The following is a 26,088-nucleotide window of genomic DNA, read 5'->3' on the forward strand; positions in this document are numbered from 1 at the left end:
TTTAATTTGGCTGCGGTTTGTTGTTAAATCTGTATTTAGCTAAAATTTCCTTTTTAAAAGTCTCCTGGGCCCTGTAAAACTTACCTACTATTTTAATTGGTAAATTCGATTTTAAGCGGTAATAATATTTTTTTTCCAGATTTAGTTCACGTTGCTTAAAACTAAAGTCGTTCACAATCAGGTTCTGTACCTCAGTGTCCGACAGTTCTTCAATTTCGGTGAGCTTTCTAAAGCTGATCATTTTTTGCACACGCTCTTTACGTAAAGCGGTCTGTTCTTTTTGCCAGTCGTTATAAATGGGCCAGAAAATCTTCGCTTCTTCACTCGAAAGGTCAAGTTTCTGGGTTAAATAACCTATTTTGTACGATTCAATTTCATTGTTGCGTTCTCCATACTTTTGCGCAGTTGCAATAATGGGGAACATGAATAGAAAAGCAATAATTACCTGTTTCATTTGATGATATTTATAAACCCGAAGCAATGTCACTCTGCGTATAGTTGTTAAGGATATAATTTTCCAGCGCTACTTCAGTAGGCGATGGTTTTGTTTGTTGTAAATCGTTGGCTTGTATATGGTCAATGATGACCTGTTCATCTATATCATACAACAGCTGTTCAGTTGCAAAATCCCTGTAAACTGTTTTTTTATGTGGCTGCAGTATATCGTAAAAATAAAAACCGGTTGCACTTAAGATTACAAAACAGGCAGCTGAAGCATATTTTAACAGGCCGGAACGCCATAAACGGAGCACCTTCTTTTCCTTCGTTGTTTTATTTAATATGCTGGCCTGTAGTTGTTCAAAATAATTTTCAGGAACACTATAACCATCGCTGGCTGCAACAGCTTTAAGCCGTTCCGTTACAACCTTAGCCTGTATGGCATTGCCAAGTTCACTAAAATAGTTGTCGGGGGTAGTAAAACCGCTTTCTGTTAATTTCTCATCCATCTCAGATATATTGATACATTATAGCTCAAAAGGTTTAAAAGGTAATGTCTTCATTTAGCATAAAAACTTCAATTTTCTTTACAGCGATATGAAAGGATGCTTTTAAGGCACCTACACTAGTCCCTGTTATTTCCGAAATTTCTTCATACTTCAGCTCATCAAAATACTTCATGTTAAAAATCAGGCGTTGTTTTTCCGGTAGGGTAAGTAAGGCCTGCTGAAGTTTTAACTGAACTTTATCACCATTAAAATGAGAAGAAGCAATCAGGGTTTCTGAAAGTTCGGCCGATACTTCATCCAGGGGTGTATTGTTTCGTTGTTTCTTTTTGTTTAGGAAAGTGATGGATTCATTGGTGGCAATCCTATAGATCCAGGTATAAAGCTGCGAATCGCTGCGGAATTTTTCAAGGTTCTTCCAAACCTTTATAAAGGTGTCCTGCACCAGGTCGTCAGCGTCATCATGATCGATGACCAGCCTTCTGATGTGCCAGTAAATCTTTTGTTGGTATTTATTTAGAAGCAGGTTAAAGGCTTCATCCCGAGTTTTTATATTGGAGAACTTCTCTAAAATCTCTGAATCTTCAACCTGCTTCATTATGATGTGCTTGTCGCTTATTATTTTTTGGCTCTTTTGATCACCTTTTGTACTGCTTCAACAATGTTTACACTGTCTAATCCGTATTTGGTCATCAATTGATCAGGCGTTCCGCTTTCTCCAAAACTATCGTTTACGGCAACAAATTCCTGTGGTGTAGGCAGCTCTGTTGAAAGTAACCTTGCAACACTTTCTCCTAAACCACCATATTTATTATGTTCCTCGCAGGTAACCACGCAACCAGTTTTCTTTACTGATTTAAGGACTGCTGCTTCATCCAAAGGTTTAATCGTGTGGATGTTTATAATCTCAGCATCAATGCCCAGTTCAGCAAGTTTCTCTCCGGCCTCAATAGCTTTCCAAACCATATGGCCGGTAGCAATAATGGTTACATCTTTGCCTTCATTTACCATCCAGGCCTTTCCAATTTCAAATTTCTGGTCAGGATCTGTAAATACAGGGATTACCGGGCGACCAAAACGCAGGTAAACAGGGCCATGGTGTTCAGCAATAGCAATGGTAGCAGCTTTAGTCTGGTTATAATCGCAGGTGTTGATTACTGTCATACCAGGCAGCATTTTCATCAGGCCTATATCTTCCAGGATCTGGTGGGTTGCACCATCTTCGCCCAGGGTTAAACCTGCGTGCGAAGCACAGATTTTTACATTTTTGTCAGAATAAGCTACCGACTGGCGGATCTGGTCGTAAACCCTTCCGGTCGAAAAGTTAGCAAAGGTTCCGGTAAAAGGAACTTTTCCTCCAATGGTTAAGCCAGCTGCAATACCAATCATATTGGCTTCAGCAATACCGATCTGGAAAAAGCGTTCAGGAAACTCCTTAATAAATGCATCCATTTTTAATGAGCCTACCAGATCAGCACAGAGTGCTACTACTTCAGGGTTCTTTTTTCCGGCTTCAAGCAATCCAGCTCCAAAACCAGAACGCGTATCTTTTTTTTCAGTGTATGTATACTTCTTCATGCTTAATAATCTTTTAGGGTACTACTTAATTGCGCCAAAGCTGCGGCAAGCTGCTCATCATTAGGGGCAACGCCATGCCATTTGTGCGATCCCATCATGAAATCAACGCCATAGCCCATTTGTGTGCTCATTAAGTTCAGGATTGGTTTACCTTTCCCAGTCAGTGATTTTGCATAATGTAATGCTTTAACAATAGCATCCATGTCATTACCATCAGAGTTGATCACATGCCATCCGAAAGCTTCAAATTTAGCTTGCAGGTTTTCCAGCGACAATACCTTTTCAGTAGGGCCGTCAATTTGTTGTCCGTTATAATCAATTGTCGAAATCAGGTTGTCTATCTTGTTAAAGGGAGCATACATAATGGCTTCCCAGTTCTGACCTTCCTGTAATTCGCCGTCTCCGTGTAAAGAATATATAATTGAATGATCTTTGTTCAGCTTTTTTGCCTGGGCTGCGCCAATAGCTACCGACATGCCCTGGCCCAAAGAACCAGATGCTATCCTTACACCAGGAAGCCCTTCATGTGTAGTAGGGTGCCCCTGTAATCTTGAATTTAATTTTCTGAAAGTAGCCAGTTCACTTACCTCAAAATAGCCCGATCTGGCCAGGACACTGTAAAAAACCGGTGAAATGTGTCCGTTTGAAAGAAAAAACAAATCTTCGCCTTTTCCATCCATTTTAAAATCAGTAGAGTGGTTCATGATTTCAAAATACAATGCAGTCATAAAATCTGCACACCCTAAAGATCCTCCCGGGTGTCCCGATTGGCAGGCATGTACCATTCTAACGATATCCCTTCTTACCTGAGCAGCGATATCTTCTAATTCATTAATTGTATGTTTCATTAATTGGGGTTGTTGATTAATAAGGCAAATGTAATTAAAAATACTTTGGGCTTAAGCTATTAAGTCGCAAAGTTCAGTTGATAGCAGTGAAATCCGGGGAAAAATTCTGTACTCCTTCATTTTAAACAAACGTTTGCGTTAAAAAAGTTAATTAAGCACGGAATTCCATGAAATTTTATATTTTTAGAGCTTCAAGTTTTTAAAATAGTTAAAAAAGTAACCAACACCCAAAAACTAAATCTAATCATGACAACCCAAACAAAATCGACTGTAATTTCTCCCATTGTAACCATAGGAGCCTTGTTTTTTATTTTTGGCTTTGTAACCTGGGCCAACAGTACCTTAATTCCTTTTCTTAAGCTTGCCTGTGGTTTGAAAACCGATTTTGAAGCCTTTTTAGTTACTTTTGCTTCCTATATCGCCTATTTCTTCCTGGCTTTACCTTCCTCATGGATATTAAAGAAGCTGGGATTTAAAAACGGATTGGTAACTGGTCTGCTTATTTTGGGTATAGGCTCCCTTGTTTTTATTCCTGCTGCAAGTACCAGAAGTTTTGGTTTGTTTTTAACCGGCATCTTTATTCAGGGTGCTGCCCTGTCGTTATTGCAAACCGCATCCAACCCATACATCAGTATTATAGGCCCTATAGAAAGTGCCGCAAAACGGATCAGTATTATGGGGCTTTGCAATAAATTTGCCGGTATCATTGTACCTATCATTATGGGCACGCTGTTCCTTAAAAATGCTGCCGGTATAGAGGCAAAGATCAATGATGCAGCTACTACAGTTGCCGAAAAAGAGGCTCTACTTGCCGAAGTTTTAGGCCGTGTTTACACACCTTATATTGTACTTGCAATTGTATTTGTTGCTTTTGCGCTATTCATTAAATATTCAAATTTGCCAGAGGTAGATGTGGATAAAGAAGAAGTAATTGAAGGAGAGGAAGTGAAGACTGCCAAAACCTCTATCTTCCAGTTCCCCCACCTGTTCCTCGGTGCCTTCTGTATTTTTGTTTACGTTGCTGCCGAAGTAATGGCAGGAGATATCATTGGGGTATATGGTAAAGAATTGGGCATCAGTGCCGATATCAGCAAGTATTTTACTACGCTTACTTTAACCAGTATGCTTGTCGGTTATTTCATCGGTATTTTTACCATACCAAAATACATTACACAACAGGCGGCATTAAAAATATGTGCCATTATAGGCGTTATCTTTGTTTCGGCAGCTTACTTTACAGATGGTTATACTTCGGTCATCTTTGTAGGTCTTTTAGGTTTGGCAAACTCTTTAATGTGGCCGGCTATTTTCCCTCTGGGTATCAAAGGCCTGGGTAAATTTACTAAAACAGGCTCTGCCATCATGATCATGGGTATTGCAGGTGGTGCCATCTGGCCTTTAATTTATGGATATCTAAAAGATTATACCGGTATGCATTTTCAGCTGGCATTTTTCGTTAGTGTATTGCCTTGTTACCTTTATATCTGGTATTTTGCCGTTGCCGGCCATAAAGTAGGAAAACACGCCTCAGCGTAGTTGAACAAAATGAACAGCTCTGGTACGCCTGCTATTATGCGGTAAAAGATTACTTTTATCTATATTGTAATAAAATACAGGGGATTTTAAAACTATTAACGAGCTTGTCTATGTTCATTTCTGTTTTATTCAGGAGGTTGAATGATATATCTATATCAAAGCGATTACTTTTTATAAGCGGCCTTGTGGCCTTATTGCTCATCGGCGGACTTTGTGCTTTGTATTTTCCACAAACAATAGCCCGGACCTATCTGGCTATATTTTTTTTAGCGGGCACTATCGCCAGTTTAATTTTTATTTATTCCATAAAACTGAGCCTTAAAAACGGGATCAGCAGCATTGTAACAGGAGCCGGGCAAATTAAAAATGGCTTACTTAAAACCAGAATTGATGCTTATGCCAAAAACGAGATCAATATTCTGGCTTTTACTTTTAACGAACTGGCTACTAAACTGGAGCAAAATATAGATAAGGTAGAGCGGATTAGTTTAAGCCTGGAAAAGGAACAACAAAGGGCAGAACATTATGAAAAAGTAAAACAATATTTCCTGGTAAATATGAGCCATGAGATCCGCACACCTATGAACGCCATATTGGGCTTTGCGCGACATCTTCAGGAATCCCTTAAAGATAAAGATCAGATGGAATCCATTAAGATGATCATCAAATCGGGCGATCATTTGCTGGTTACCTTAAATGATATTCTTGACTTTGCCAATATCGAGACGGGAGAGATCAGTTTTGTGTGTCTTCCTTTTAACTTAAGGGATACCATACAGTCTATCTGCATGCTGATGGAATCTAACGCAAGGCTTAAAGAAATAGGATTGAGTTATACCATAGATCCCAATATCCCGGATTCTATTTATGGTGATTCCGTAAGACTTACCCAAATTTTACTGAGCCTTACTTCTAATGCAATTAAGTTTACAGAAACAGGTGGGGTTTCTATCTCGGCAAAGGCGGTAACAGATCATGATGACCATGTTGTTGTTGAATTCAGGGTTAAAGATACCGGCATTGGCATACCTTTAGATAAACAGGAAAAGATCTTCAACCCTTTTGAGCAGGGAACCAATCATATGAAACGGAAATTTGGCGGTACAGGGATTGGATTGAGCATTGTAAAGCATTTAATTGCCCTGCAGGATGGGGTAATACAATTGAACAGCCTGCCCGATGAAGGTTCTGAGTTTTATTTCAGGTTGTCTTTCCTTAAAGCACATGCGGGTAAAGACTGGCAGCAATCGGCACACAATGAATTTAACCTGACACCAGAATCAGAAATCGGAAAGGACATCAATGTGCTAATTGTAGAAGACAATGCCATTAACCAATTGCTGGTAATTAAGTTGTTGCAAAAAAAAGGATACCATACTACTGTAGCCGAAAATGGAAAGATAGCGCTGCATAAATACGCCAGCGCTGATTTTGACATTATTTTAATGGATCTTCAAATGCCTGAAATGGATGGTTATGAAACAACTATCCACATCCGTAACATGAAATCCGGTAAAAAAGACATTCCTATTGTAGCCATGACGGCACATACCATAAAAGGGGAACGCGAAAAATGCCTCAGCATTGGTATGAACGATTACATCTCGAAGCCTTTTCATGCCAGTGAACTGTATGAAAAGATACAAGGGCTGGTGGCAATAAATGTTGCGGGTAGAGATCACTTCGCCTGATCGGGGAGATCCTTTAGGACAACCCATACCGGTGCGTGGTCGCTGGAATGGTCCCAGCCGCGTACATGTTTGTCAACACCAGCCACGTCCAGCCTGTCTACCAATTTGTCATTCAGCAAAAAGTGATCGAGCCGCAGGCCAGCATCACGATGATAGGCATTGCGCAGGTAATCCCAAAAAGTATAAATGCGATCCTTGGGATAAAGCTTTCTAAAGGCATCAGTCCAGCCTTGCTTTAAAAGTGCAGTCCATAATTTTCGCGCTTCGGGACGGAACAATGCATTTTCCAGGTATTTTTCTGGCTTATACGTGTCCAGATCAGTGGGTATAATGTTGTAGTCGCCAACCAGGGCTACAGGCAAACCAAATGCATTCAGCTTTGCTGCATGTTTAGTAAGCCTTTTGATCCAGTTGAGTTTATACTCAAACTTAGGTCCGGGAAAGGGGTTGCCGTTTGGCAGGTATAAACAACCAATCACAACGCCATTTATAAATGCCTCAATATATCGGCTGTGCAAATCTTCAGGATCTCCTTCTAAGCCCCGCCGGGTTTCCTTGATCTCAGCGTACCGGGATAGGATAGCCACCCCGTTCCAACTCTTTTGTCCATGCCAGATGGCGTGATACCCCGCATCCAGCAGCAGCTGAGCGGGGAACCTGTTATCTGGCGCTTTAAGCTCCTGCAAACATACCACATCGGGCCGGGCTTCTTTAAGCCAGCGTAGTAAATTGTCCAGACGCGCGTTGATGCCGTTGATGTTATAGCTTGCGATCTTCATCTTTACTTGAAAGGGTTAGCATCACCCGGCGCCCCGCTCATAATAAAGCGTTACTGCACCACCGCTAAAAGTTTTTGTCTTTATCAATTTAAGAATGGTCCTGTCTTTTAGGTTTTCAAATAATGGCAAACCTGCTCCCGCTATAACAGGGTAAATACAAAGCTGCAACTCATCAATCAAATTAAGTTTCATGAGCTGTATAATTAAACTCCGGCTGCCCACTAAAATGTCCTTACCCGATTGTTGTTTGAGTTCTAAAACTTCTTCTTCAAGAGTTCGATCTGACAATTGAGCACTGTCCCAGTCTGTGCTTTTAAGCGTATTTGAAAAAACAATTTTTGGAATTTTGTCTATAGCAATGGCAAAATCATTCATTGATTTTTCATCGGAAGGATTTTTTAACAGCGTTTGCCAAAATTGCATGAGTTGATAGGTTATCCTTCCATATAGAATGCTGCCTGCGTTATTTAGCAGGTTAGTATAATGATAGTGTATTTCTTCGTCGGGAATTCCTGCTGTATGGTCGCAAATTCCGTCAAGTGTCATATTGAATGCGGCAATTACTTTTCTCATTGTACTTTGTTTTAAATCAATTCCTTATTCTAATCTATATATCCAAAATCCCACCCGTAGCGGGTAGTGTCTCTTAGGTTAATGATCACCCAAATTTAAAAAAGGCGAGTTACACAAATGAGGGGCAAACGCGACAATATGAGGGGGGGTTACAACCTTGCTTACGGAAAATACCTTTTCGATATAGCTGATAAAAAAGCTGCTCCGAAAAGGTATTTTTGATTAAGCCAGTGCTAAAACCTGTGCTGTTGAATTTGCTGTATCTACTTTTTTAATGATGTGTGCAATATTGCCCTGTTCATCAATCACAAAAGTAGTTCTTACGGTACCCATATATTTTTTGCCATACATATTCTTTTCAGCCCAAACACCATAATCGGTTACTATTTTCTGATCCGTATCGGCCAGTAAAGTAAAAGGCAGGTTGTGTTTGGTTATAAACTTCTGATGCGATTTTTCATCATCAGTGCTTACGCCTAAAACAACATAGCCCTTAGCAGTCAAGCCCTGGTAGTTGTCCCTGAAATCGCAGGCTTCAGCCGTACAGCCCGGAGTATCATCTTTAGGGTAAAAGTAAAGCACAACTTTTTTACCGGCAAATTGTGCCAATGTTACTGTGTTGCCATCCTGGTCTTTTGCAGAAAAGCCTGGTGCTTTCTGGCCCTCTTTTAATTCGCTCATCGTTTTTATCTATAAAAAGTAATTGTATAATTCTTGTTGTTATCTTTCATATCAGTAACAATTACCTCCAGGGTATGTTTTCCAGGAGGTGTCCTGTCGTCAAAAGTATGCCATAAGGAAGCGGTTTTGGTATCAAATTCCATTAATATCCATTTGCCGTCAATATAGCCATTAAAGCTTTTAATACCCGAAAGGTTATCCCTTATTTTGAAAGACATTTTGCCAATGCCGGCCATGCTTTTGCCATCGGCAATATTTACAGGTATAATGGTAGGTGGAATGGTGTCTATCGCAATAAAAAAGCTTCCAAAATTGCGTGGTTTTGCTTTAACATACCCATTTTCAAAATAACCGCCCTGCGACGACCTGCCTGTATTCACAATCAGCGCCTTTTCCTTGTATTTGTTTAAAGCACTGTCAGCCTTAATCCAGAGCTCGAAACCTGAGTGCAGTGGTGTAAGCGTATTGTGGATTTGGTGTACTTCAGAATAAGCATTGCCCGGTGGCTTTGGCAAACGTTTATATACAAAATTCAGGTCGTTGTATAAACTGCCTTTAGGGATAATTACCTTAACTGCATCATTGTTAAACTCGTTTTGATTTGCATAAGAAAAGCTTAGGGAGCCGGCAGCAGGTTCCGGTACATTGATCACTGCAGCAGCATTTGCCTGTACATTAAAGGCCAGGGTGCTTTTATTGCCTGCCCCATCGGTAACTGTATATTTTAATTTGTGCAAGGCCCCGTCAGTAAATTCGATGCGGCCATTGTTAACCAGGTTGCTGTAAATTTTAAGGGGATTACCAGGGTCTACAAAGCTTTTTTGTATGCTTCGTTTAGTATTCAGATAAGTAGGATAGTCTATATGTGAATTAATGGCTTTACTGTTCTCAAAAGAAAATTTTTCAAGGGCGGATACGTAAACCAGCTTGCCATCCAGTTCAAGTTCTATGGAATATACACCATTGGTTCCTGATGCACCATTGTGCTTATCGGTAGTAATGATGCCAAAGCCCACTTCGCCACTTAAATTAATGGTGCTCACTTTATTCAGGTGGTAAGTGCCTGCCCCGCCAATAACCTGAAAGTATTGTTTCGGAACAAACTCGTTAAAGGGCCTTTTGTTTAAGCGATATACATACATGGAATAGATAACCGGAGAGATGTTGTCGGGTATTTCCAGTCCAAATAGCAGCGGGTTGATGGTGGCTTCTGTTTTGGTGTCCCTGATCTCGAAATGCAGGTGGGGGCCACCCGAGCTTCCGGTATTGCCGGTATAGGCAATTACATCTCCTTTCCGTACCGGTATTTGTATGGAATTTGGAAACTCATCTATTTCGTATGATTTTTTCTGATACTGGATGGCTTTTACCTGCTGGGCTATTTTAGGGTTAAAACGTTGTAAATGTCCGTAAACTGAAGTAAAACCATTTGGATGGTTAATGTATAAGGCCAGACCAAAGCCACTGTTCTGTACACGCAAGCGTGAGATATAGCCATCGGCAATCGCATATACCGGATAGCCTTCGCGCTGGTTGGTGCGGTAATCCATTCCCGAATGGAAATGATTGGCCCGTAATTCGCCAAAAGAGCCTGCCAGGGCGGGTGGTACAATGTCTAGGGGCGACCTGAAATCTACCAGCGGATATTTGCTGCCACTAAAGATTTGCTGACTGTATGCGTTTATTGAAAATAAAACGATAAATGCAATAATTATATTTCTTTTAATCATTAAAGCACTATTTTATATCAAAATTAAGTAGTTGTTGGCCCTGCAGCCAGCCTTCCAGTTTATCACCTGGTTTAACCTGGCCAACCCCTTCCGGGGTACCGGTAAAAATCAGGTCTCCCTTTTTAAGGGTAATGTATCGGGATACAAAAGCGATTATTTTTTCAAAGGAGAATAAAATATCCCTGGTATTGCCATTTTGCCGGGGTTCTCCGTTAATGTTTAAGGTAAAAGAAAGATCAGAGAGATCTTTAATGGCTGTTTTAGGAATAAAATTGCTGATGGCTGCTGAATGGTCGAATGCCTTGGCCAGTTCCCCGGGCAATCCTTTTGCTTTATGTGCACTTTGGATATCCCGGGCGGTAAAATCTATACCCAAACCCAGTTCTTCATAATACTTGTGCGCAAATTTTTCAGCAATGTGCTTTCCTTCTTTTGCTATCTTTAATACCACTTCAATCTCGTAATGGATGTCGGAAGAGAAATCGGGAATGTAAAAAGGTTTGTTGTCTTTTAAAACGGCGGTGTCGGGTTTTAAAAATATAACCGGCTGATCGGGTATGGGGTTATTTAATTCTTTGGCGTGTTCTGCGTAGTTGCGTCCTATGGCAATTATCTTCATGCGAGATCGGTATTTTATATGAAATAGCTAACAAGGATTAAGCCATGATAGCATGACATTACAAAAATAATTATAAAACTGAGATTCGTTTTACAACTGTTTCTGCGCCGGACATGATTTTTAGAAAATATATACCGCTGTTTAAACGGTTTGGAATGGTATAACTTTTGGTTTGCTCACCTGCAGGGATCCGTTCGTTAGAAAGTGTGACCACCTCATTGCCCAGCAGGTCCATGATTTTTACAGAAAGGTTGGATTCCCTGTCTATACGCAAGATCAGGTTGATCTGATCATCAACCGGGTTAGGATAAACTTTTAAAACTGTAAGTATCTTTTCCTGTTTAGGATTGGTTAAACTCTTATTGCCAGAAATTAAATCATTGTATTGCAGGTATCCTACGGCATATTTAGGTTTATAAGTGGGTACACTGGCTTTAATCTGAGGGGTTTTGTTGATTTTTTTTGCCCTGATACTGGTGGTTGAACTGTCTGTCCGCTGACCGAAAACACTAACGCTGCACAAAACACTCATGCTTATTAAGCAGGAAATATTCAGGAGATGCGCTATTTTTCGTTGTATCTTCATGTTTGGTAGCCAAAAATATAAATAATAAAATTAAAAAGTCAATGATTTTAGATACTAATTTAATATTTAACAATATTTAACATGTTTAACCGTTTAATAGCCTTATTGTTTTTTTTAATGGTTTCTGCTGTTAAATTTCTTCTTAAATATTAATAGGCTGAATTTTATTTATTTACTGTACTTTTGCGCTCTGATTTTGATGGTAATCTAATCATTTTTAAGAACAAAAACGCGATGGTTTTGTTAAATAGTGTCAATTATATTATAAAATAGTGTCGAGTCATAAGAATTTTAACACGCTTTCCGCCGGTGGATTATTAGTAAGTTTAGGTATAGTATATGGCGATATTGGTACTTCACCACTCTATACCCTCAAAGCAATTTTCAATTCAGTAGTAGGGGGCGGGCAGGAGGTTACATCCGATCTGGTTCTTGGGGCGCTTTCCTGCATCATCTGGACACTCACCCTTCAAACCACCATTAAGTATGTTGTTATTACATTAAGGGCCGATAATAAAGGTGAGGGTGGTATATTTTCATTGTATTCCCTGGTGCGTAAAAACGCCAAATGGCTGGTCATCCCTGCCGTCGTTGGTGGATGTGCCTTATTGGCAGATGGAATTATCACCCCAAGTATTACCGTAACTTCGGCCATAGAGGGTTTGCAGTTAAAATTTCCTACAGTAAGTGTTATTCCCATTGTACTGGCCATCATTACTGGACTGTTTGTAATACAGCAGTTTGGTACCAACCTGGTTGGAAAGCTTTTTGGCCCCATCATGTTTCTCTGGTTTGGTGCACTGGGATTGGTAGGTATCTTATTTGTGGTGCAGGATTTTAGCATTTTTAAAGCCCTTAACCCATATTATGCATTTAATTTACTGGTAAACAATCCTATGGCCATGCTCATTTTGGGTGGTGTATTTTTATGTACTACAGGAGCCGAGGCACTCTATTCAGATATGGGGCATTGTGGCCGCTCCAACATCAGGGTAAGCTGGATCTTTGTTAAGATCATGCTGATCCTGAATTACCTGGGACAAGGTGTATGGATTTTACATCATGGCAATTATGATACGGGTTTAAACCCCTTTTTCGAGATAGTCCCACCTTCTTATCTGTTGTTTATGGTTGCGCTTGCTACTGTGGCTGCAGTAATTGCCAGCCAGGCCATGATCACAGGTTCCTTTACCCTGATCTCTGAAGCGGTAAGATTAAACCTATGGCCCAAAGTACGGATCAACTATCCAAGCAACCAAAAAGGGCAGATCTATGTACCATCCATCAACTGGATCCTTTGGGCAGGATGTATTGCCATAGTTTTAATCTTCAAAAATTCAGGCGCAATGGAGGGGGCTTATGGTTTGGCCATTAATCTCACTTTCCTCTCTACTACTATATTGATCGCTGCGTACATGAAACGCAAAAAGGTACCGGTATACGTTATTGGCATTTTCCTGTTCATCTATGTACTGCTCGAAATGACATTTTTAGTAGGTAACATGGCTAAGTTCCTTCATGGTGGCTGGGTAACTGTTTTAATTGGTTCTGCACTGTTTACCGTAATGTGGAGCTGGTATGTATCCCGGAAAATTAAAAACAGGTTTGTTAAATATGTGGAGATTGAAGACTATTACCAGATCATTAAAGAATTGAGTGAAGACATTTCTGTTCCAAAATATTCCTCTCAGCTGGTTTACCTGACCAGTGCCAATTTTAAAACAGAAATTGAATCTAAGATCATTTATTCCATCATTCAGAAAGAACCAAAAAGGGCTGATGTATATTGGCTGGTACACGTTGATGTGGTTGATGAGCCTTTTACAAGAGATTATAAAGTTGAATTTCTGATCCCTGGTAAACTGATCCGTATCGATTTTAAACTGGGTTTCAGGGTAGAGCAGCGGGTTAACCTTTTGTATAGAAAAGTGATTGAAGAACTGGTTAAAAATGGAGAAGTAGACATTACCAGCCAGTACACCTCATTAAACAAGCATAAAATTGCAGGCGATTTCAGGTTTGTACTGTTGGAAAAACATTTGTCCAAGTTCTCTAAGCTGAGCCTTTATGAGCGTACCATCATGGATTATTATTTCATACTAAAACGCTTAAGCCTTTCGGAAGAGAGGAGTTTTGGTCTGGATTCCAGTTATGTTGATGTAGAAAAGGTACCACTTATTTTTGTTACACCGGATGATATAGAACTGAACCGCTTACCGGTTTAGGAGATCATAATTTAAAGGTAATTCTATTTTCAAGTTTATTCCAAACGATAGTTGGGTTGTTTTTCCCAATCCCAATTTATATAAGTTTAGCTGTTTAATGTATGGTTTTTACTTTTGAAGGGATTGGATTTCTTCTTGACTTAAGCCTGTTGCTTCGGAAATGATGTTGAGATCAATGTTCTTTGCTAATAAAGCTGTTGCAACTTCAATAACTTTTTTGTGTTTTGCTTCTTCTACAGCATAATCCAACACATTTTTACTGTCCCATTTCTGCTTTAAACTTGTATTGTACATATCTCTTTCCTCCTTAGTCAGGTTGGCGTATTTAGCTAATGCAAAAAACTGATCAAATTCCGGGCCGGATAAATATGCAGGACGCTGTTTAAATTCTGTTAAATGTTTTAATGCATATAACCATTTATCCAGTTCTGTATGCAGTTCATGCGGCTTCTTCACAAAGTTAAGCATCTCTATAAATATAAAGCTGAGTTTATCGTAAAATATTTTTCCTGTATGCCTGTTGGCCAGGCATATATCCTGCAGGTATTCAAATCTGGGGGTGTCGGGGAGGTTAAAGTTTTTCAGGAAGGCCAGCAGGTAAACTTCCGAGATGTTATAAGCCTCTGAAGAGTATGATTTTTTAAGGAGCCCAAATGGCACCTTGAAACAAGGAGAGAATGTCAAATGGATTGGTTGTAACAAATAAATAAAAAACTTTTTCTTTTAAAAGAAAGGGGTATAAGCAGGAAAATTTATACCCTTAAGACCTATTTACAGATTTTTTATTTCTGTAATGCTGAGTTCGGTTAGTTCCTGGATTTCTGTAAATGGAACTCCTTTGTTTTTAAGCTTGATGGCTATTTGCGCTGCTTTTTGATGAGCTCCTCTGGTTTCTCCCTCTTCGCGCCCCATTATCTTTGCCCCGTCAATTGCATAGTAGTAATCCCAGCGGGCTTTAGTTTTTGCACTAATCATATTCTTTTCCTCCTTTGTTAAGTTAATGTATCTGGCAGCCTGGCAAAACTGGAGCAATTGGGGCTCTGTAAATGCAGCAGGTGCCTGTTTTAAATGTTTCAGGTTTTTGAGGGCGTAAATCCATTTTTCCAGGTCGGTTTCCAGCTGGTTTTCTGTTTTTTTAAAGCTGAGTAGTTCAATGTAGGTAAAACGCAATCTTTCGTTAAATACCTTTCCTGTATCTGTATTGACTAGTGCTATATCATGCAGCCATTTACCTTTGTTTCCGGCATTAATAGTAAATTTTTCAAGCAATGCAATTACATATACATCTTTCAGGGAGTATGCCCATTCTTTGCGATTGCCGTGTGGCGCCTGTTCGGTAATAAGCCTGGAGGCATAAAAAAGGGATCGTTCCTTAAAGTTTTGATGCCAGCTTTTTTGCATTTCGACCAGAAAGAAAGCCCCAATCTGGTCTTTGCATACGATATCAATTATCACTCCGCCTTCTTCCTGGGTTTCGCCGGGATATTCGTTCTTTAGAAATTCGAGCGATACAACCTCACGTTTTCCTTTGAGTACGTGGTTCAGGAAAGTTATGGTAATGTCTTTGTTCTGCTCGGCACTAAACAGGCGTTTGAAGCCCAGGTCTTCCAGCGGATCAATAAAATAAGGTGTGCCGTCCTGGCCTTTGCTGTAAACAACAACAGGTTCGGCAAGCAGATCTTCTGTAGCATCTTCTCTGCGCATGACTAGATTGTTTTAAGCAAAAGTAAATCATTGCTATCGTATTTCCAAGTTAAAATACACTTTAATGATTTAATATTTCTTTATGATTAATGTTTTGAGGTTTATTTCGGAATTCTGGAGCAAAATTCAAAAATTTGATGCTGTAAACGCAGAGGGTAGCATACCTCATCATCGATTCATTTATCTATTATTAAATTATTAGCTAAATAATTTTCAATTATTTTGTTTTTTGAATTAAATTCTTAAAATTTGAATTAATCAGATAACCAAGACGCTACTCCTTCATGAAAAATCTCTCTTTATTAGTACTGCTCAGTTGTTTTCTTTGTTTGGCAAGCTTGTCGGCATTTATAGACACGACACATATCGACCAGCACGCAATATCAAAAAAGGGGATGGTATTGGTTAAAGGTGGAACTTTTTATATGGGATTGGATAGTAGCCAGCTAAAGGATCTGGTTGCTAAATTAAATGTACCTGCGTCTTCATTCTCGCAGGAATTTCCGGCTAATAAAACAATGGTACGCTCTTTTTATATGGATAAGCATGAGGTTACCAATGCCGATTTTAAAAAATTTATAGATGCGAATCCCGATTGGGCTAAACGTTATATTTCTGATAGTTTACATAATGGTAATTACCTGAAGGAATGGGATTTGGACAGCTATAAAAAGGGAACAGAAGACCAGCCGGTAGTTTACGTATGCTGGTATGCTGCCAAAGCTTATGCAAAATGGAAGGGTAAGCGCCTGCCCGTGGAAGCAGAATGGGAATATGCCGCTAAAAATGGTGTTGGCTTGCAAGATATGGATGGTAGTGTTTCGGAGTTTTGTGTAGATCAATGGAAGAAGGATGCTTATGCTGAGCGAGCAGAACGCGTAAAGGAATTACTTTTATCTGGTAAAAGATATAATTATCAGCATAGAAGCCTGAAGGCATACAGCGCTGATAGTATAGTTATTCGTGGAGGTAAGCTGAGCAGCCCCGCGGCAAATCGTCATTATACCTGGCGCCAGGGTTATGGTAATAAAGACTGCTCTGCAACAGTAGGGTTCAGGTGTGTGGCAGGTAATGATAGTCAAATCTAGACTATGTTGAATATCATAATCAGCCTATTATTGTTGCACTCTATTTAAGATCTACTTTTAAGGCGAGGGAATAGTAAACTTAAACGCAAGCCGAGCCTTTTGAAGTGATGCAGCTAGTGTAGGATACTTTTTGGCCCCATTCTATGTAATTTAAATTTATCCCGCCCCCATATCTTGCTGAATGCCATAGAATGATCCATGGCATTCAGATTTGTTATAAAACTTATAATTTTTCTATTTCGTCAATAGAAAGGCCAGTTAATTCAGCAATATCCTCCTTGGTTGTGCCTTTCGCTTTCATTTTCAGGGCAATTTCCAATTTCTCTTCCAGATTGCCCTCTTCCTTTGCTTTTTTTCTGCGTAAAGAATACCCGCATTCCAATCAGATTTTGCTTTCACATCTGAGTCGTACAATTCACGTTCTTCTTTAGTCATTTTAAGCGTTTAAATCCGTAGTCGGTTAGTGGACCTTACAAAATATCCAGATCCCGGGCTACATAAAAGCTGGGTACCAAAGGCCTGAAGCCAATTTTTCGAAGTTTGGAAATATCCATGATTCCCTCGAATGGATCGGCCAGCGGCCCTTCGTTACCATCATAGATTTCGGCCGCTTTTCCAACGGAATCAGCTAACTCATATAAGGTGATGGGCGCGTCATCTACGATGTTAAATATTTCGCCGTTGAGATTATCCTGTTGTAATAATAAAAACAGGCCCTGTGCTACATCGAGGTGATGTATCATGTGCATTCTCGAACCAGAGTGGCGTCCCCAGTTTTTCAATATGGGTATGATCTCTTCAATATGCGGATCCTGGTCGCCATAGACAAAACCCAAACGCAATATGCGCACATCAAGATCAAGTTTCAGCAATGCTTGTTCGGCTGCGATCTTGCTGGAAGAGTAAGGCCTGGGATCATTGATATTGACGCTATCGTCTTCTCTGGCGGGATGGCCATATCCTGAACCATATACATTGCTGGTGCTCACAAAAATGAATCGTTTAACACCTGCTGCCATCGCAGCCTGTGCCAAAGCCACCGTGCCGGTATGATTGGTCTTAACGATGCCTTCATTATCCGTGAAGGTACGGAATAATGCGGCTAAGTGAATAACCGCATCCATACCTGCAACCGCAGGTGGCAGCGTGTTGGGGTCATATAGATCGCCCACCACCACTTTGGCTCCCGGTAATGTTTTGGCCGCATCCCTAACCAATATCGTAACGTCATAACCTTTCGCTATAAGGCGGGGAACAAACCTGCTCCCAACCTTTCCTGTTGCTCCTGTAACTAAAATCTTCATGAAACAAAGCTCCGGTTAAAACATACACCATGTTAACAACAATCAAACCAATAACTATGATTTTCAAACTTTCCTAAAAGAATTGGGTGTGGTTCCGGTAACACGTTTAAAGTAGTTGTTAAAATAAGCCGGGTATTCAAAACCTAAAGCATAAGCAATGTCGGCAACGTTCCAGTCGGTATGCTTTAAGAGCGCTTTTGCTTCTGCTGTGATGCGAGCTGCGATATGTGTTGAGGTAGGTTTACCCGTCACCTCCTTTACAGCGCGGTTAAGATAGTTAACATGGACAGCAAGTACTTTTGCAAAGGCCTGTGGGTTTCGGTACCTAAGCGGATCATTGCTGCGCTCGATCGGGAATTGCCTTTCCAAGAGGTCCATAAAAAGGTGTGTGATGCGGCCCGTGCCATTTCTTAAAGGCGTGGTTTGTTGCGATGGCTGTAACCGCAACGCTTCGTGAATCACTAATGCGATGCAGCTCTTGATCAAATCCCCTTTATGAGGATAATCGCCATTATAGGCCGTCAGCATTTTACGAAAGATTCCTTGCATAAATAGCGCCTCGTCGTTATCAAGCGGAATTACGGGGCTATCACCCACACGGAATAGTGGTGAGTCCTTCATTTCCCGGCTGCTGATAAAGCTTTCGGTAAATATGCAGGCATAGCCGCTGATCCGATTGATGCGGCGAACAATGGAATGAGGTACAGCTGGATTCACGAAGATGAGGAAGGCACCTTTAACCTCAACTAACCGGCCATCCTGATCTATCGTCATGTCACCATATACCAGGCCCATTTTGTAAAAGTCGCGCCGGCCTGTCCTGACCGGCACATCTACCGAGGCCGATAGCTCATGTACCTTAAAACCTTTGAGCTTCAACTCGTCCCAGCTCAATCCGGGGATTCCTGTTTCCATGCGTCAAAATTAAGAAAATCAAACGTTTTATCATTTTTATAATTTATTTAAACATTTACAATTGACGCTAACCTGTGGCAGCAACCATGAGATGAGTGATAACTGACGAATAATTTTTGATGACGCTGAAGCAGAAAGGTATTCCATCATAAATGAAGATCACGGAAAAGAGTAGGTTTTACCGTAAGGAGGGTGACCTCTGGAACGCTGATTACTGGTACAACAGGGCAGGGAAGCCTAGCGCTCAGGTTTCACTTGAAGAGGAGTGGGAAAATTTGGTAGTGTTATATAGTCAATAATACCGCATAAGGTCACTTTCGCTTAAATTTAAAGCCACAGCCTTCAATGCAAGGGGGATTTAGCTCCAGATCTTTAGCAGAAACTTTGTACCTGTAAATGACCGGTTGAGGATTATTTGTATAGGTAACTAATTCTTCATGGTTGAATGGTGTTTTTATATAAACGAGAGGGATGGAATAAACGCTACATATCAACAGTCTAAAACACCATCGATAGAGCAGAAACTCAAATCATTTCTTATTTTGCATTAGTTAAGAATCCCTAACGCAAGATGAATGGACATATTAAAATGGATTAAATACTGGCGTGATAGTTTGGCCGATGCTGAAAGCATCAATGTAGATGTTTCAAAAATAGATGCCAAATACAAAACTGAAGCTTATAACTTTGAGCAAGCAACGCTTCCTGATCAACTATTTAAAGAACTCTGGCCAAAAAATGAACTGGAAGCCCTTAAAGAAGGCCAGGTTCTGGATAAAGAAATACTCATCTCGCCATTGTCACTTGTTCCGCGGTTAAACCATGCCATTCCCAAAGCCAACGAAGAAGAAATATCACCTTTCTGGATACCTGCACTGCTGAGTTCTGAAAATGAACTGAAACCCAGGCAAGACATGTATCCCCTGATCCCAAGAAAGATATTAGACCCCGTTTCTTACAGGGATATTGTATTTTCAAATGTAGATCAGGTAGACGAGGCACTAGCCAAAGTAGAATTGAGCACCGATACCTGGAAAGTATACCATCAATCGCTCAATAAAATTTTCAATTATATTACCGGCACAGACATCCAGGATTTTAAAGCCCAGGAATTCTTTGAAGTAAAATACCAATGGGTTTTTATACCCGATGAACTGGTTAAAGGTGCATCACATCATATTCTTGAGCTGTACCGAGGCCTGATCAAACAATCCAGCTTTCCAAGGCTGTTGAAAACAATCATTAAAGAAGCACGCCCCGTTCTTAACCAGCAATATACAAAAGATGAAGTTTTTAACAGATCAGCAGGCCACCTGGGGCAAATGAACAATGGTTTTGGTTTATCACCATCGCAACGTAAAAGTCTGGCCCATAATTTTGATCTGAAACACGGTGAAATATTGGCTGTTAATGGCCCTCCCGGAACAGGAAAAACTACATTGATCCAATCTGTTATTGCCGATAATTTCGTTAAGTCTGCCATGACCGGGCAAAACCCGCTGATCACCGTGGCCAGTTCTACCAACAACCAGGCCATTACGAATATCATTGACAGCTTTTCCAAAGGCAATTCCGGAACTTTGCTTGAACAAAGATGGCTGCCAGATATCACTTCATTTGCTTTATATATGGTTTCCGGCGATCCCGAAAAGATTAAGAAATCGAAGGAGCGGAACTGGATGTACCATAGTTCTAAAAAAGGGGATAGCGTACTTACTGAAATTGAGAACGAAGTTTACCTGCAAACCGCCAGAGCCTCGTTCCTCGAAAAACTGTCAACTTTCAGCGGCATTGATTTTACCGACATTACCACTTCGCAGAAATACCTTCAAAAGCAGATTAAAAAATCATCTGAATTGATTGCAGAAGGACTTAAAGTCTGGAAACAGTTCAAATCGGTTTATCATTTGCTGGTTGATTATGATGCTGCAGCATACGAAGGGAAAGATTTCTCAGGAGTTAATGACCAGTTTTTTGAAAGGGAAATCTCGGATGTCAGCAAGCTGATCACAAAGCTTGTGGAAGCCAGGCAGAAAGAACCCTTTTATTTTTGGTTGCTGTCCTTTTTAAAACCAGTCAAAACACAACGCAAATTATATTATGAATCCATATTTGCAGATTGTTCTTTTGATACCTCAACCTGGGATTTTTCTTCCTTTAGTACGCTTCAACCCATTTTAATAGGTAAATCTGAAAAGATAAAAAAAGCTTTTTCACACTATAAATCCTTCTTCAAATGGCTGAATTCAACAGAAGGACTTAAAAATGAATATTTTTATATAGACGATTATACCGAAGATGATCGCTTTCTGGATAAACTGGATACCAAAATCCGATACCAGAACTTCCTGTTTGCCGTACATTACTGGGAATCCAGGTGGATTGAAGAAACCTCATCGGCACTTCAGGATGATTCTAACTGGAAGAATACAGAAGCTGGTACAATGAACAGGTTACACCGTTTTGCCATGCTCACACCTTGCTTTGTATCCACATTTCACATGCTGCCCAAAATGATGCAGTATACCAGATATCCTTCCAGGCAGATTGACTACTTATACGATTTCATTGATCTGCTTATTGTAGATGAAGCAGGGCAGGTAAGTCCGGAAGTTGGTGCCCCATCCTTTAGCCTGGCCAAGAAAGCATTGGTAGTAGGAGATAACTATCAAATTGAACCGGTCTGGAATATTGACGGACGTACCGATGAAGGCAACCTGTTAAGAAACCAGTTGATAACAAAAGGAGATAACAACAGAATTGAGCAATTGATGGCTTCAGGCTATATGTCTTCAAACGGAAGTTTGATGAAACTTGCTCAAAAGAGCTGCAGTTTTGCCTACAGCAAAAAGGACCGGGGGCTGTTGCTTACAGAACACCGCCGTTGCCTCAACCAAATTATTGCGTTTTGCAATGAGCTGGTTTACAACAATCAGCTGGAGCCGCTTTCCAGCCTGAGGTACGAAAAATCTGACTTCCTGCCACCCATGGGCTTTTTAAAAATTGCCGGGCAATCCGATAAGTCTGGTACCAGCAGATTTAACCGGGCAGAGGCGCAAGGTATCATCAAATGGCTTAAAGCCAATGAAAACAAAATCGTTGAATTCATTTACAGTAAAGAGCTGAAAGAAAGTAAAAGCCCTGAAAAAGTTAAACGTAAAGCCCTCCATGATCTGATTGGAATCGTTACCCCTTTCAGCGCTCAGAAAAGGTTTTTAACAGAGGCCATGCATTTAAATGGCTTACAGCCTTCATTATTTCAATACGGTACTGTACATTCCTTACAAGGAGCCGAAAAGGATATTGTGATCTTTTCTCCGGTATATACCAGTGATGTAAAATCAGGTTATTTTTTTGATATGGGCCCCAATATGTTAAATGTAGCAGTATCCAGGGCCAAAAGAAGTTTTATTGTAGCTGGGGATAAGGACATATTTCGGCTTGGTAACAAAAACGTGCCATCCAGTTTGCTTACAAAATATATTAAAGATGAGATAAAGTAAGCTGGTTTCCTTGGTTATGCGATTTGAAGTTTTTCCAATTGTTATAAAATTTATAATTTTTCTATTTCGTCAATAGAAAGACCAGTCGTTTCAGCAATATCTTCCTTGGTTGTGCCTTTCGCTTTCATTTTTAAGGCAATTTCCAATTTCTCTTCCAGCTTACCTTCTAGCTTGCCCTCTTCCTTTGCCTTTTTTTCTGCGTAACGAATACCCGCATTCCAATCAGATTTTGCTTTCACATCTGAGTCGTACAATTCACGTTCTTCTTTAGTCATTTTACTCATCTCCGCAATTTTAAAAATTTATAATCATTTTTGTTTTCTGAAGCGTCCTCTCGACGATAGGAGAGATCTCTTGAAGTAGCCTGTAAATAAGTTACCATTGCTGTATCTCCTCCCAAAGGTCATTCCATTTAGGGTTCAATGTAGTTATCAGTTTAATTTTCTTGCTTCTACTCCATTTTTTGACCTCTTTTTCTCTGGCTATTGCTTCTTCAATTGATGGCTGCATTTCATAGTAAATGCAAAAATGTAATTTATATTTTGCAGTAAATGAATTGGGATACTTTTTAGTTTTGTGCTCCTGTATTCTGGCGTATAAATCTGAAGTGACACCGATATAAAATGTTGTTCTGGCAAGATTGGACATGATGTATATGCAGCCGCCTCTATCCATGATCTTCAGTCATTACGTCATCTCGACGACAGGAGAGATCTCTTGTTTGAGCATGCTTTAACGTGGATTTGCATAGTTCAAGAGTTTTCTCGTCGCTTCGCTTTCCTCGAAATGACGTGAAATACTCGACGTCGGTAGGGCTGTACCTGCCAAAATCAATAAAAGCTACCGAATAACCGAGACGCAGGCGAGCTCATGAGGACCAAAGTCAATAAAAGCTACCGAATAATCGGTGAGCGGATCAATGTAACGGCTGTTCTTTTCTGTCATAAATTATAAGATTAGTTTAGGTGAATCTATACAGATTTGAATTGTCGAACCACAGAAAATGCGATATTTATTTTTTGTAAGATATTGATATATAGCAATATATTGTGACGAAAATCAATGTTTTGAGATGAGTGATAACTGACGGATAATTTTTGATTACGCTGAAGCAGAAAGGTATTCCATCATAAATGAAGATCACGGAAAAGAGTCGGTTTCACCTTAAGGAGGGTGACCTCTGGAATGCTGATTACTGGTACAACAGGGCAGGGAAGCCTAGCACTCAGGTTTCGCTTGAAGAGGAATGGGAAAATTTGGTAGTGTTATATAGTCAATAATATTAAAAATGGAAAAAGGGATCTCAGACAGGATTATGGTTGAAACTGACCGCATCATTTTAAGGGAGATTACTATAAACGATGCTCCGGCAATGTTTGAAATGGATGCGGACCCCGAAGTGCATACCTATTTAGGCAAGTCTCCTATTCAAACTATAGATCAGGCCATCAACCAGATTAAAAACATCAGGCAACAATATCTTGATTATGGTATCGGCCGTTGGGCCATTGTTGACAAAAGCACAGATAATTTTGTTGGGTGGGGAGGTTTAAAGTTCAGGACTGAAGAAGTAAATGGCCATATTAACTTTTATGAGGTTGGATATCGGCTGCTTAGAAGGTATTGGGGGCAAGGCTTTGCTACAGCATCTGCCAGAGCAAGTTTAACTTATGCATTTAATGAATTGCAGCTTGATGCGGTATATGCCATGGCCAATGTAGAAAATCTGGCGTCAAAAAATGCTTTGTTAAAATCAGGCCTCGTCATTACCGGCCAGCTCAGTCATGAAGAAATTGATTGCGATTGGTTTGAGATTAAACGGGAAGACTGGCGAAGTTACTGCCAATAAAATTTGTCGCAAAGACGGGAATATCAAATAATGGGTGCCATTAAGTACTGCCCGCCCCCTTATCTTGCAGAAGACCATAGCCATTAGCAATATATTGTGTAAAAATTCAATATTTGTGATAAGTTAGCAGAAGATCATTCTGAAGGTGCTGAAAAAGACATTGTTATTTTTTCACCGGTATATAATAATGATGTAAAATCAGGTTATTTTTTTGATATGGGGCCCAATATGTAGCAGTATCCAGGGCCAAAAGAAGTTTTATTGTAGCTGGGGATAGGAATATATTTAGACCTGGTCATAAAAATGTACCATCCAGTTTGCTGGCAAAATATAATAAAGAGGAGATAAATCAATAATTAAAAAAGGGTAATTGACATTGTCAATTACCCTCGTAGGTGTAAAGTACGCGGTTATTGGCCTTAAGCTTATTCGCGATGCGCTTTAAGTGTTCTTCATATAGGGTATGATCAGTTTGACAGGACGTGGCCATTGCGGCCAACCCGTACTGCGCTTTGGCCAGATCGAAGTTTTGATTCTCTTCGGCGTATAAGCCCAGACTTTCATAGATATTTGCTTTGCATACTCCCGGAACACCAAGTGCTTTTTCGGCAACCTGCTGAACAGATTTATGCATCTTTAAAGTGATCAATAGCTTTAAATAGTGTTCGTATACTTCCGGGAATTCGGCGTCAAGCCCGGTACACTTTTTAAAATAAAAGCCCGCTGTCTGGTAGTTCTTAAAATGATAATAATAAATGCAGCCCAACTGATAATATGCCCTGGCATAATCAGGATCTGTGTTTATAATCTCGTTAAAAAAGTGAAGTGCTTTTGGCAACTCCCCATAATGAAGTTCTTCTACGGCCTGTAAGTACTTTTCGTCTACAGTGTATAAAATGTCCATAAGGATATATATTGTATTTCAAGGGGCCTGTGGCCTGATGAAATGAGTTAGTAAATTGAATTTTGTTGAAAATGAATCTGGGATGCGCAGGAAAGCTATTTCATACCCATCCCCTTTAACCAATAAGACTGGCTATTCCGGGTTTGAAGGATATGTTTAAAAAGTAGCATGACTTAAAATTTTTACAAATATACAATTTTAATGCATATAAACAGGCAGATAGCCTTGGGGAGCCACTATGCGCTTTGCCCGATGAAATTTATTTTCTTTTAAAAACAGGCTTTGAATAAACCTCAAGGCCTGTTTTGTGGCTAAGTGCTTGAGTGTCAAAAGTACACCATTTGGTTTATTTGGTTAAAAATGTATAGAATTGCATTTATTATTCGTAAATTAATACTGGGAAATACTAAAGGGAAATGGGTGCTTACAGTACTTATACTGATCAGGAACTGACGGCTTTGTTAAGGGGTGGCGAGCCAAAAGCTATGACCGAGATTTATAATCGGTATTGGGATAAACTGCTGGCTGTTGCATTGAATAGGTTGGAGCATCTGGAAGAAGCAGAAGAATGTGTGCAAGATGTTTTTCTGAAACTTTGGAAACTTAGGGAGAAATTAGAACTTAAATATACGTTGGGAACCTATCTGGCTGCGGCGGTAAGGTACAGGGTATATGATATGTTTGCGGGGCAGCACCGTAAATTAAAAACAGGCAAGGAAACGTTGGCTGATCTTGAAGAAATTGTTCCGGATGTGATTGGTGCTGATGCAGAGCTTTTAGAAAAAGAACTGATTGAGCAGATTGAACAATCTGTGAGACAATTGCCGGAAAAATGTCGGATCATTTACAAATTGAGCAGAGACGAAAATTTTAATAATAAAGAGATTGCGGCAGCACTTAATATTTCGGAAAAGGCAGTGGAGGCACATTTAACAAGGGCTTTTAAAGGCATTAGAAAAAATATTGCGGTTACTGCCCCTATTGCTGTTTTTTTAATGGGCATGTAACATTTAACCTTTTGAAATTAAATA

26 protein-coding genes are annotated in these 26,088 nt (G+C 40.0%); 7 read left to right on the top strand and 19 right to left on the bottom strand.

The features are described 5' to 3' along the window. Position 1 precedes the first annotated feature (1 nt). Genes HDC92_RS10460 through HDC92_RS10480 form a run of 5 tightly spaced genes read right to left on the bottom strand, consistent with a single transcriptional unit; the run spans position 2 to position 3,391 of the window. Complete coding sequence (locus HDC92_RS10460) at positions 2–454, bottom strand: hypothetical protein (RefSeq protein ID WP_012781036.1); 453 nt, start codon at positions 452–454, stop codon at positions 2–4. 10 nt (positions 455–464) lie between these two features. Beyond that, positions 465–947, bottom strand: a complete 483-nt coding sequence (locus tag HDC92_RS10465) for a hypothetical protein (protein WP_012781037.1) — start codon at positions 945–947, stop codon at positions 465–467. Between the two features lie 34 nt (positions 948–981). Further along, positions 982–1,542, bottom strand: coding sequence for an RNA polymerase sigma factor (locus HDC92_RS10470; RefSeq protein WP_012781038.1), 561 nt, complete (start codon positions 1,540–1,542; stop codon positions 982–984). 20 nt (positions 1,543–1,562) lie between these two features. Then, on the bottom strand, positions 1,563–2,522 hold the full coding sequence (locus HDC92_RS10475; protein ID WP_183874284.1) for a transketolase family protein: 960 nt from the start codon (positions 2,520–2,522) through the stop codon (positions 1,563–1,565). Between the two features lie 2 nt (positions 2,523–2,524). After that, positions 2,525–3,391, bottom strand: a complete 867-nt coding sequence (locus HDC92_RS10480; RefSeq protein ID WP_262495149.1) for a transketolase — start codon at positions 3,389–3,391, stop codon at positions 2,525–2,527. Positions 3,392–3,616: 225 nt separating this feature from the next. Here HDC92_RS10480 and HDC92_RS10485 point away from each other — a divergent pair, with 225 nt between their 5' ends. Then, positions 3,617–4,906 carry a sugar MFS transporter gene (locus HDC92_RS10485; protein ID WP_012781041.1) on the top strand — a complete coding sequence of 430 codons (1,290 nt, stop codon included), beginning with the start codon at positions 3,617–3,619 and terminating at the stop codon, positions 4,904–4,906. 110 nt (positions 4,907–5,016) lie between these two features. Then, the gene (locus HDC92_RS10490) at positions 5,017–6,597 is read left to right on the top strand and encodes a response regulator (RefSeq protein WP_012781042.1); all 1,581 of its coding nucleotides are present in this window, start codon (positions 5,017–5,019) and stop codon (positions 6,595–6,597) included. On the opposite strand, the gene xth is transcribed toward HDC92_RS10490, so the two are convergent. From xth to HDC92_RS10520, 6 genes are all read right to left on the bottom strand, one after another. Next, positions 6,585–7,376 carry an exodeoxyribonuclease III gene (xth, locus tag HDC92_RS10495; protein WP_183874286.1) on the bottom strand — a complete coding sequence of 264 codons (792 nt, stop codon included), beginning with the start codon at positions 7,374–7,376 and terminating at the stop codon, positions 6,585–6,587. The genes HDC92_RS10490 and xth overlap by 13 nt on opposite strands. A 21-nt stretch (positions 7,377–7,397) precedes the next feature. After that, positions 7,398–7,949, bottom strand: coding sequence for a dihydrofolate reductase family protein (locus HDC92_RS10500; protein WP_012781044.1), 552 nt, complete (start codon positions 7,947–7,949; stop codon positions 7,398–7,400). 222 nt (positions 7,950–8,171) lie between these two features. Continuing rightward, positions 8,172–8,630: a thioredoxin-dependent thiol peroxidase gene (bcp, locus tag HDC92_RS10505; RefSeq protein WP_012781046.1), complete on the bottom strand. Its 459-nt coding sequence runs from the start codon at positions 8,628–8,630 to the stop codon at positions 8,172–8,174. Between the two features lie 5 nt (positions 8,631–8,635). Further along, positions 8,636–10,360, bottom strand: coding sequence for a M23 family metallopeptidase (locus HDC92_RS10510; RefSeq protein WP_183874288.1), 1,725 nt, complete (start codon positions 10,358–10,360; stop codon positions 8,636–8,638). Positions 10,361–10,367: 7 nt separating this feature from the next. After that, positions 10,368–10,979, bottom strand: a complete 612-nt coding sequence (locus HDC92_RS10515; protein ID WP_183874290.1) for a fumarylacetoacetate hydrolase family protein — start codon at positions 10,977–10,979, stop codon at positions 10,368–10,370. 70 nt (positions 10,980–11,049) lie between these two features. Further along, positions 11,050–11,565, bottom strand: a complete 516-nt coding sequence (locus HDC92_RS10520) for a T9SS type A sorting domain-containing protein (RefSeq protein WP_143715689.1) — start codon at positions 11,563–11,565, stop codon at positions 11,050–11,052. A 272-nt stretch (positions 11,566–11,837) separates the two neighbouring features. Between HDC92_RS10520 and HDC92_RS10525 the strand changes: the two genes are divergently transcribed. After that, on the top strand, positions 11,838–13,790 hold the full coding sequence (locus HDC92_RS10525) for a KUP/HAK/KT family potassium transporter (RefSeq protein ID WP_012781050.1): 1,953 nt from the start codon (positions 11,838–11,840) through the stop codon (positions 13,788–13,790). A gap of 108 nt (positions 13,791–13,898) precedes the next feature. Here the strand turns inward: HDC92_RS10525 and HDC92_RS10530 are convergent, their stop codons facing one another. Both HDC92_RS10530 and HDC92_RS10535 read right to left on the bottom strand, forming a co-directional pair. Beyond that, positions 13,899–14,492 (bottom strand): Rpn family recombination-promoting nuclease/putative transposase, encoded by a 594-nt coding sequence (locus tag HDC92_RS10530; protein ID WP_255484505.1) that lies wholly within the window; start codon positions 14,490–14,492, stop codon positions 13,899–13,901. A gap of 69 nt (positions 14,493–14,561) precedes the next feature. Further along, positions 14,562–15,494, bottom strand: a complete 933-nt coding sequence (locus tag HDC92_RS10535; protein WP_183874292.1) for an Rpn family recombination-promoting nuclease/putative transposase — start codon at positions 15,492–15,494, stop codon at positions 14,562–14,564. Positions 15,495–15,778: 284 nt separating this feature from the next. Between HDC92_RS10535 and HDC92_RS10540 the strand changes: the two genes are divergently transcribed. After that, positions 15,779–16,582 carry a formylglycine-generating enzyme family protein gene (locus tag HDC92_RS10540; RefSeq protein WP_183874294.1) on the top strand — a complete coding sequence of 268 codons (804 nt, stop codon included), beginning with the start codon at positions 15,779–15,781 and terminating at the stop codon, positions 16,580–16,582. Between the two features lie 223 nt (positions 16,583–16,805). On the opposite strand, the gene HDC92_RS10545 is transcribed toward HDC92_RS10540, so the two are convergent. The 3 genes from HDC92_RS10545 to HDC92_RS10555 form a co-directional block, all read right to left on the bottom strand. Continuing rightward, on the bottom strand, positions 16,806–16,964 hold the full coding sequence (locus HDC92_RS10545) for a hypothetical protein (RefSeq protein WP_183874296.1): 159 nt from the start codon (positions 16,962–16,964) through the stop codon (positions 16,806–16,808). Between the two features lie 88 nt (positions 16,965–17,052). Continuing rightward, positions 17,053–17,886, bottom strand: a complete 834-nt coding sequence (locus HDC92_RS10550) for an NAD-dependent epimerase/dehydratase family protein (RefSeq protein ID WP_183874298.1) — start codon at positions 17,884–17,886, stop codon at positions 17,053–17,055. Between the two features lie 63 nt (positions 17,887–17,949). Then, positions 17,950–18,801, bottom strand: coding sequence for a helix-turn-helix domain-containing protein (locus HDC92_RS10555; RefSeq protein ID WP_183874300.1), 852 nt, complete (start codon positions 18,799–18,801; stop codon positions 17,950–17,952). Between the two features lie 575 nt (positions 18,802–19,376). Between HDC92_RS10555 and HDC92_RS10560 the strand changes: the two genes are divergently transcribed. After that, entirely contained in the window at positions 19,377–22,304 is a 2,928-nt protein-coding gene (locus tag HDC92_RS10560) for an AAA domain-containing protein (protein WP_183874302.1), read from the top strand. A 50-nt stretch (positions 22,305–22,354) separates the two neighbouring features. On the opposite strand, the gene HDC92_RS10565 is transcribed toward HDC92_RS10560, so the two are convergent. Together HDC92_RS10565 and HDC92_RS10570 are read right to left on the bottom strand one after the other, a co-directional pair. After that, positions 22,355–22,588 carry a hypothetical protein gene (locus HDC92_RS10565; RefSeq protein ID WP_183874304.1) on the bottom strand — a complete coding sequence of 78 codons (234 nt, stop codon included), beginning with the start codon at positions 22,586–22,588 and terminating at the stop codon, positions 22,355–22,357. Positions 22,589–22,679: 91 nt separating this feature from the next. Next, entirely contained in the window at positions 22,680–22,979 is a 300-nt protein-coding gene (locus HDC92_RS10570) for a GIY-YIG nuclease family protein (RefSeq protein WP_012781061.1), read from the bottom strand. 613 nt (positions 22,980–23,592) lie between these two features. On the opposite strand from HDC92_RS10570, the gene HDC92_RS10575 reads away from it, so the two are divergent. After that, positions 23,593–24,153 (top strand): GNAT family N-acetyltransferase, encoded by a 561-nt coding sequence (locus tag HDC92_RS10575; protein WP_183874306.1) that lies wholly within the window; start codon positions 23,593–23,595, stop codon positions 24,151–24,153. 379 nt (positions 24,154–24,532) lie between these two features. Here the strand turns inward: HDC92_RS10575 and HDC92_RS10580 are convergent, their stop codons facing one another. After that, the gene (locus HDC92_RS10580) at positions 24,533–25,057 is read right to left on the bottom strand and encodes a tetratricopeptide repeat protein (protein ID WP_183874308.1); all 525 of its coding nucleotides are present in this window, start codon (positions 25,055–25,057) and stop codon (positions 24,533–24,535) included. Between the two features lie 416 nt (positions 25,058–25,473). On the opposite strand from HDC92_RS10580, the gene HDC92_RS10585 reads away from it, so the two are divergent. Then, positions 25,474–26,064, top strand: coding sequence for an RNA polymerase sigma factor (locus HDC92_RS10585; RefSeq protein WP_183874310.1), 591 nt, complete (start codon positions 25,474–25,476; stop codon positions 26,062–26,064). Positions 26,065–26,088: the final 24 nt, after the last annotated feature.

The organism is Pedobacter sp. AK017 (assembly GCF_014200825.1).
GTDB classification, from domain to species: domain Bacteria; phylum Bacteroidota; class Bacteroidia; order Sphingobacteriales; family Sphingobacteriaceae; genus Pedobacter; species Pedobacter heparinus.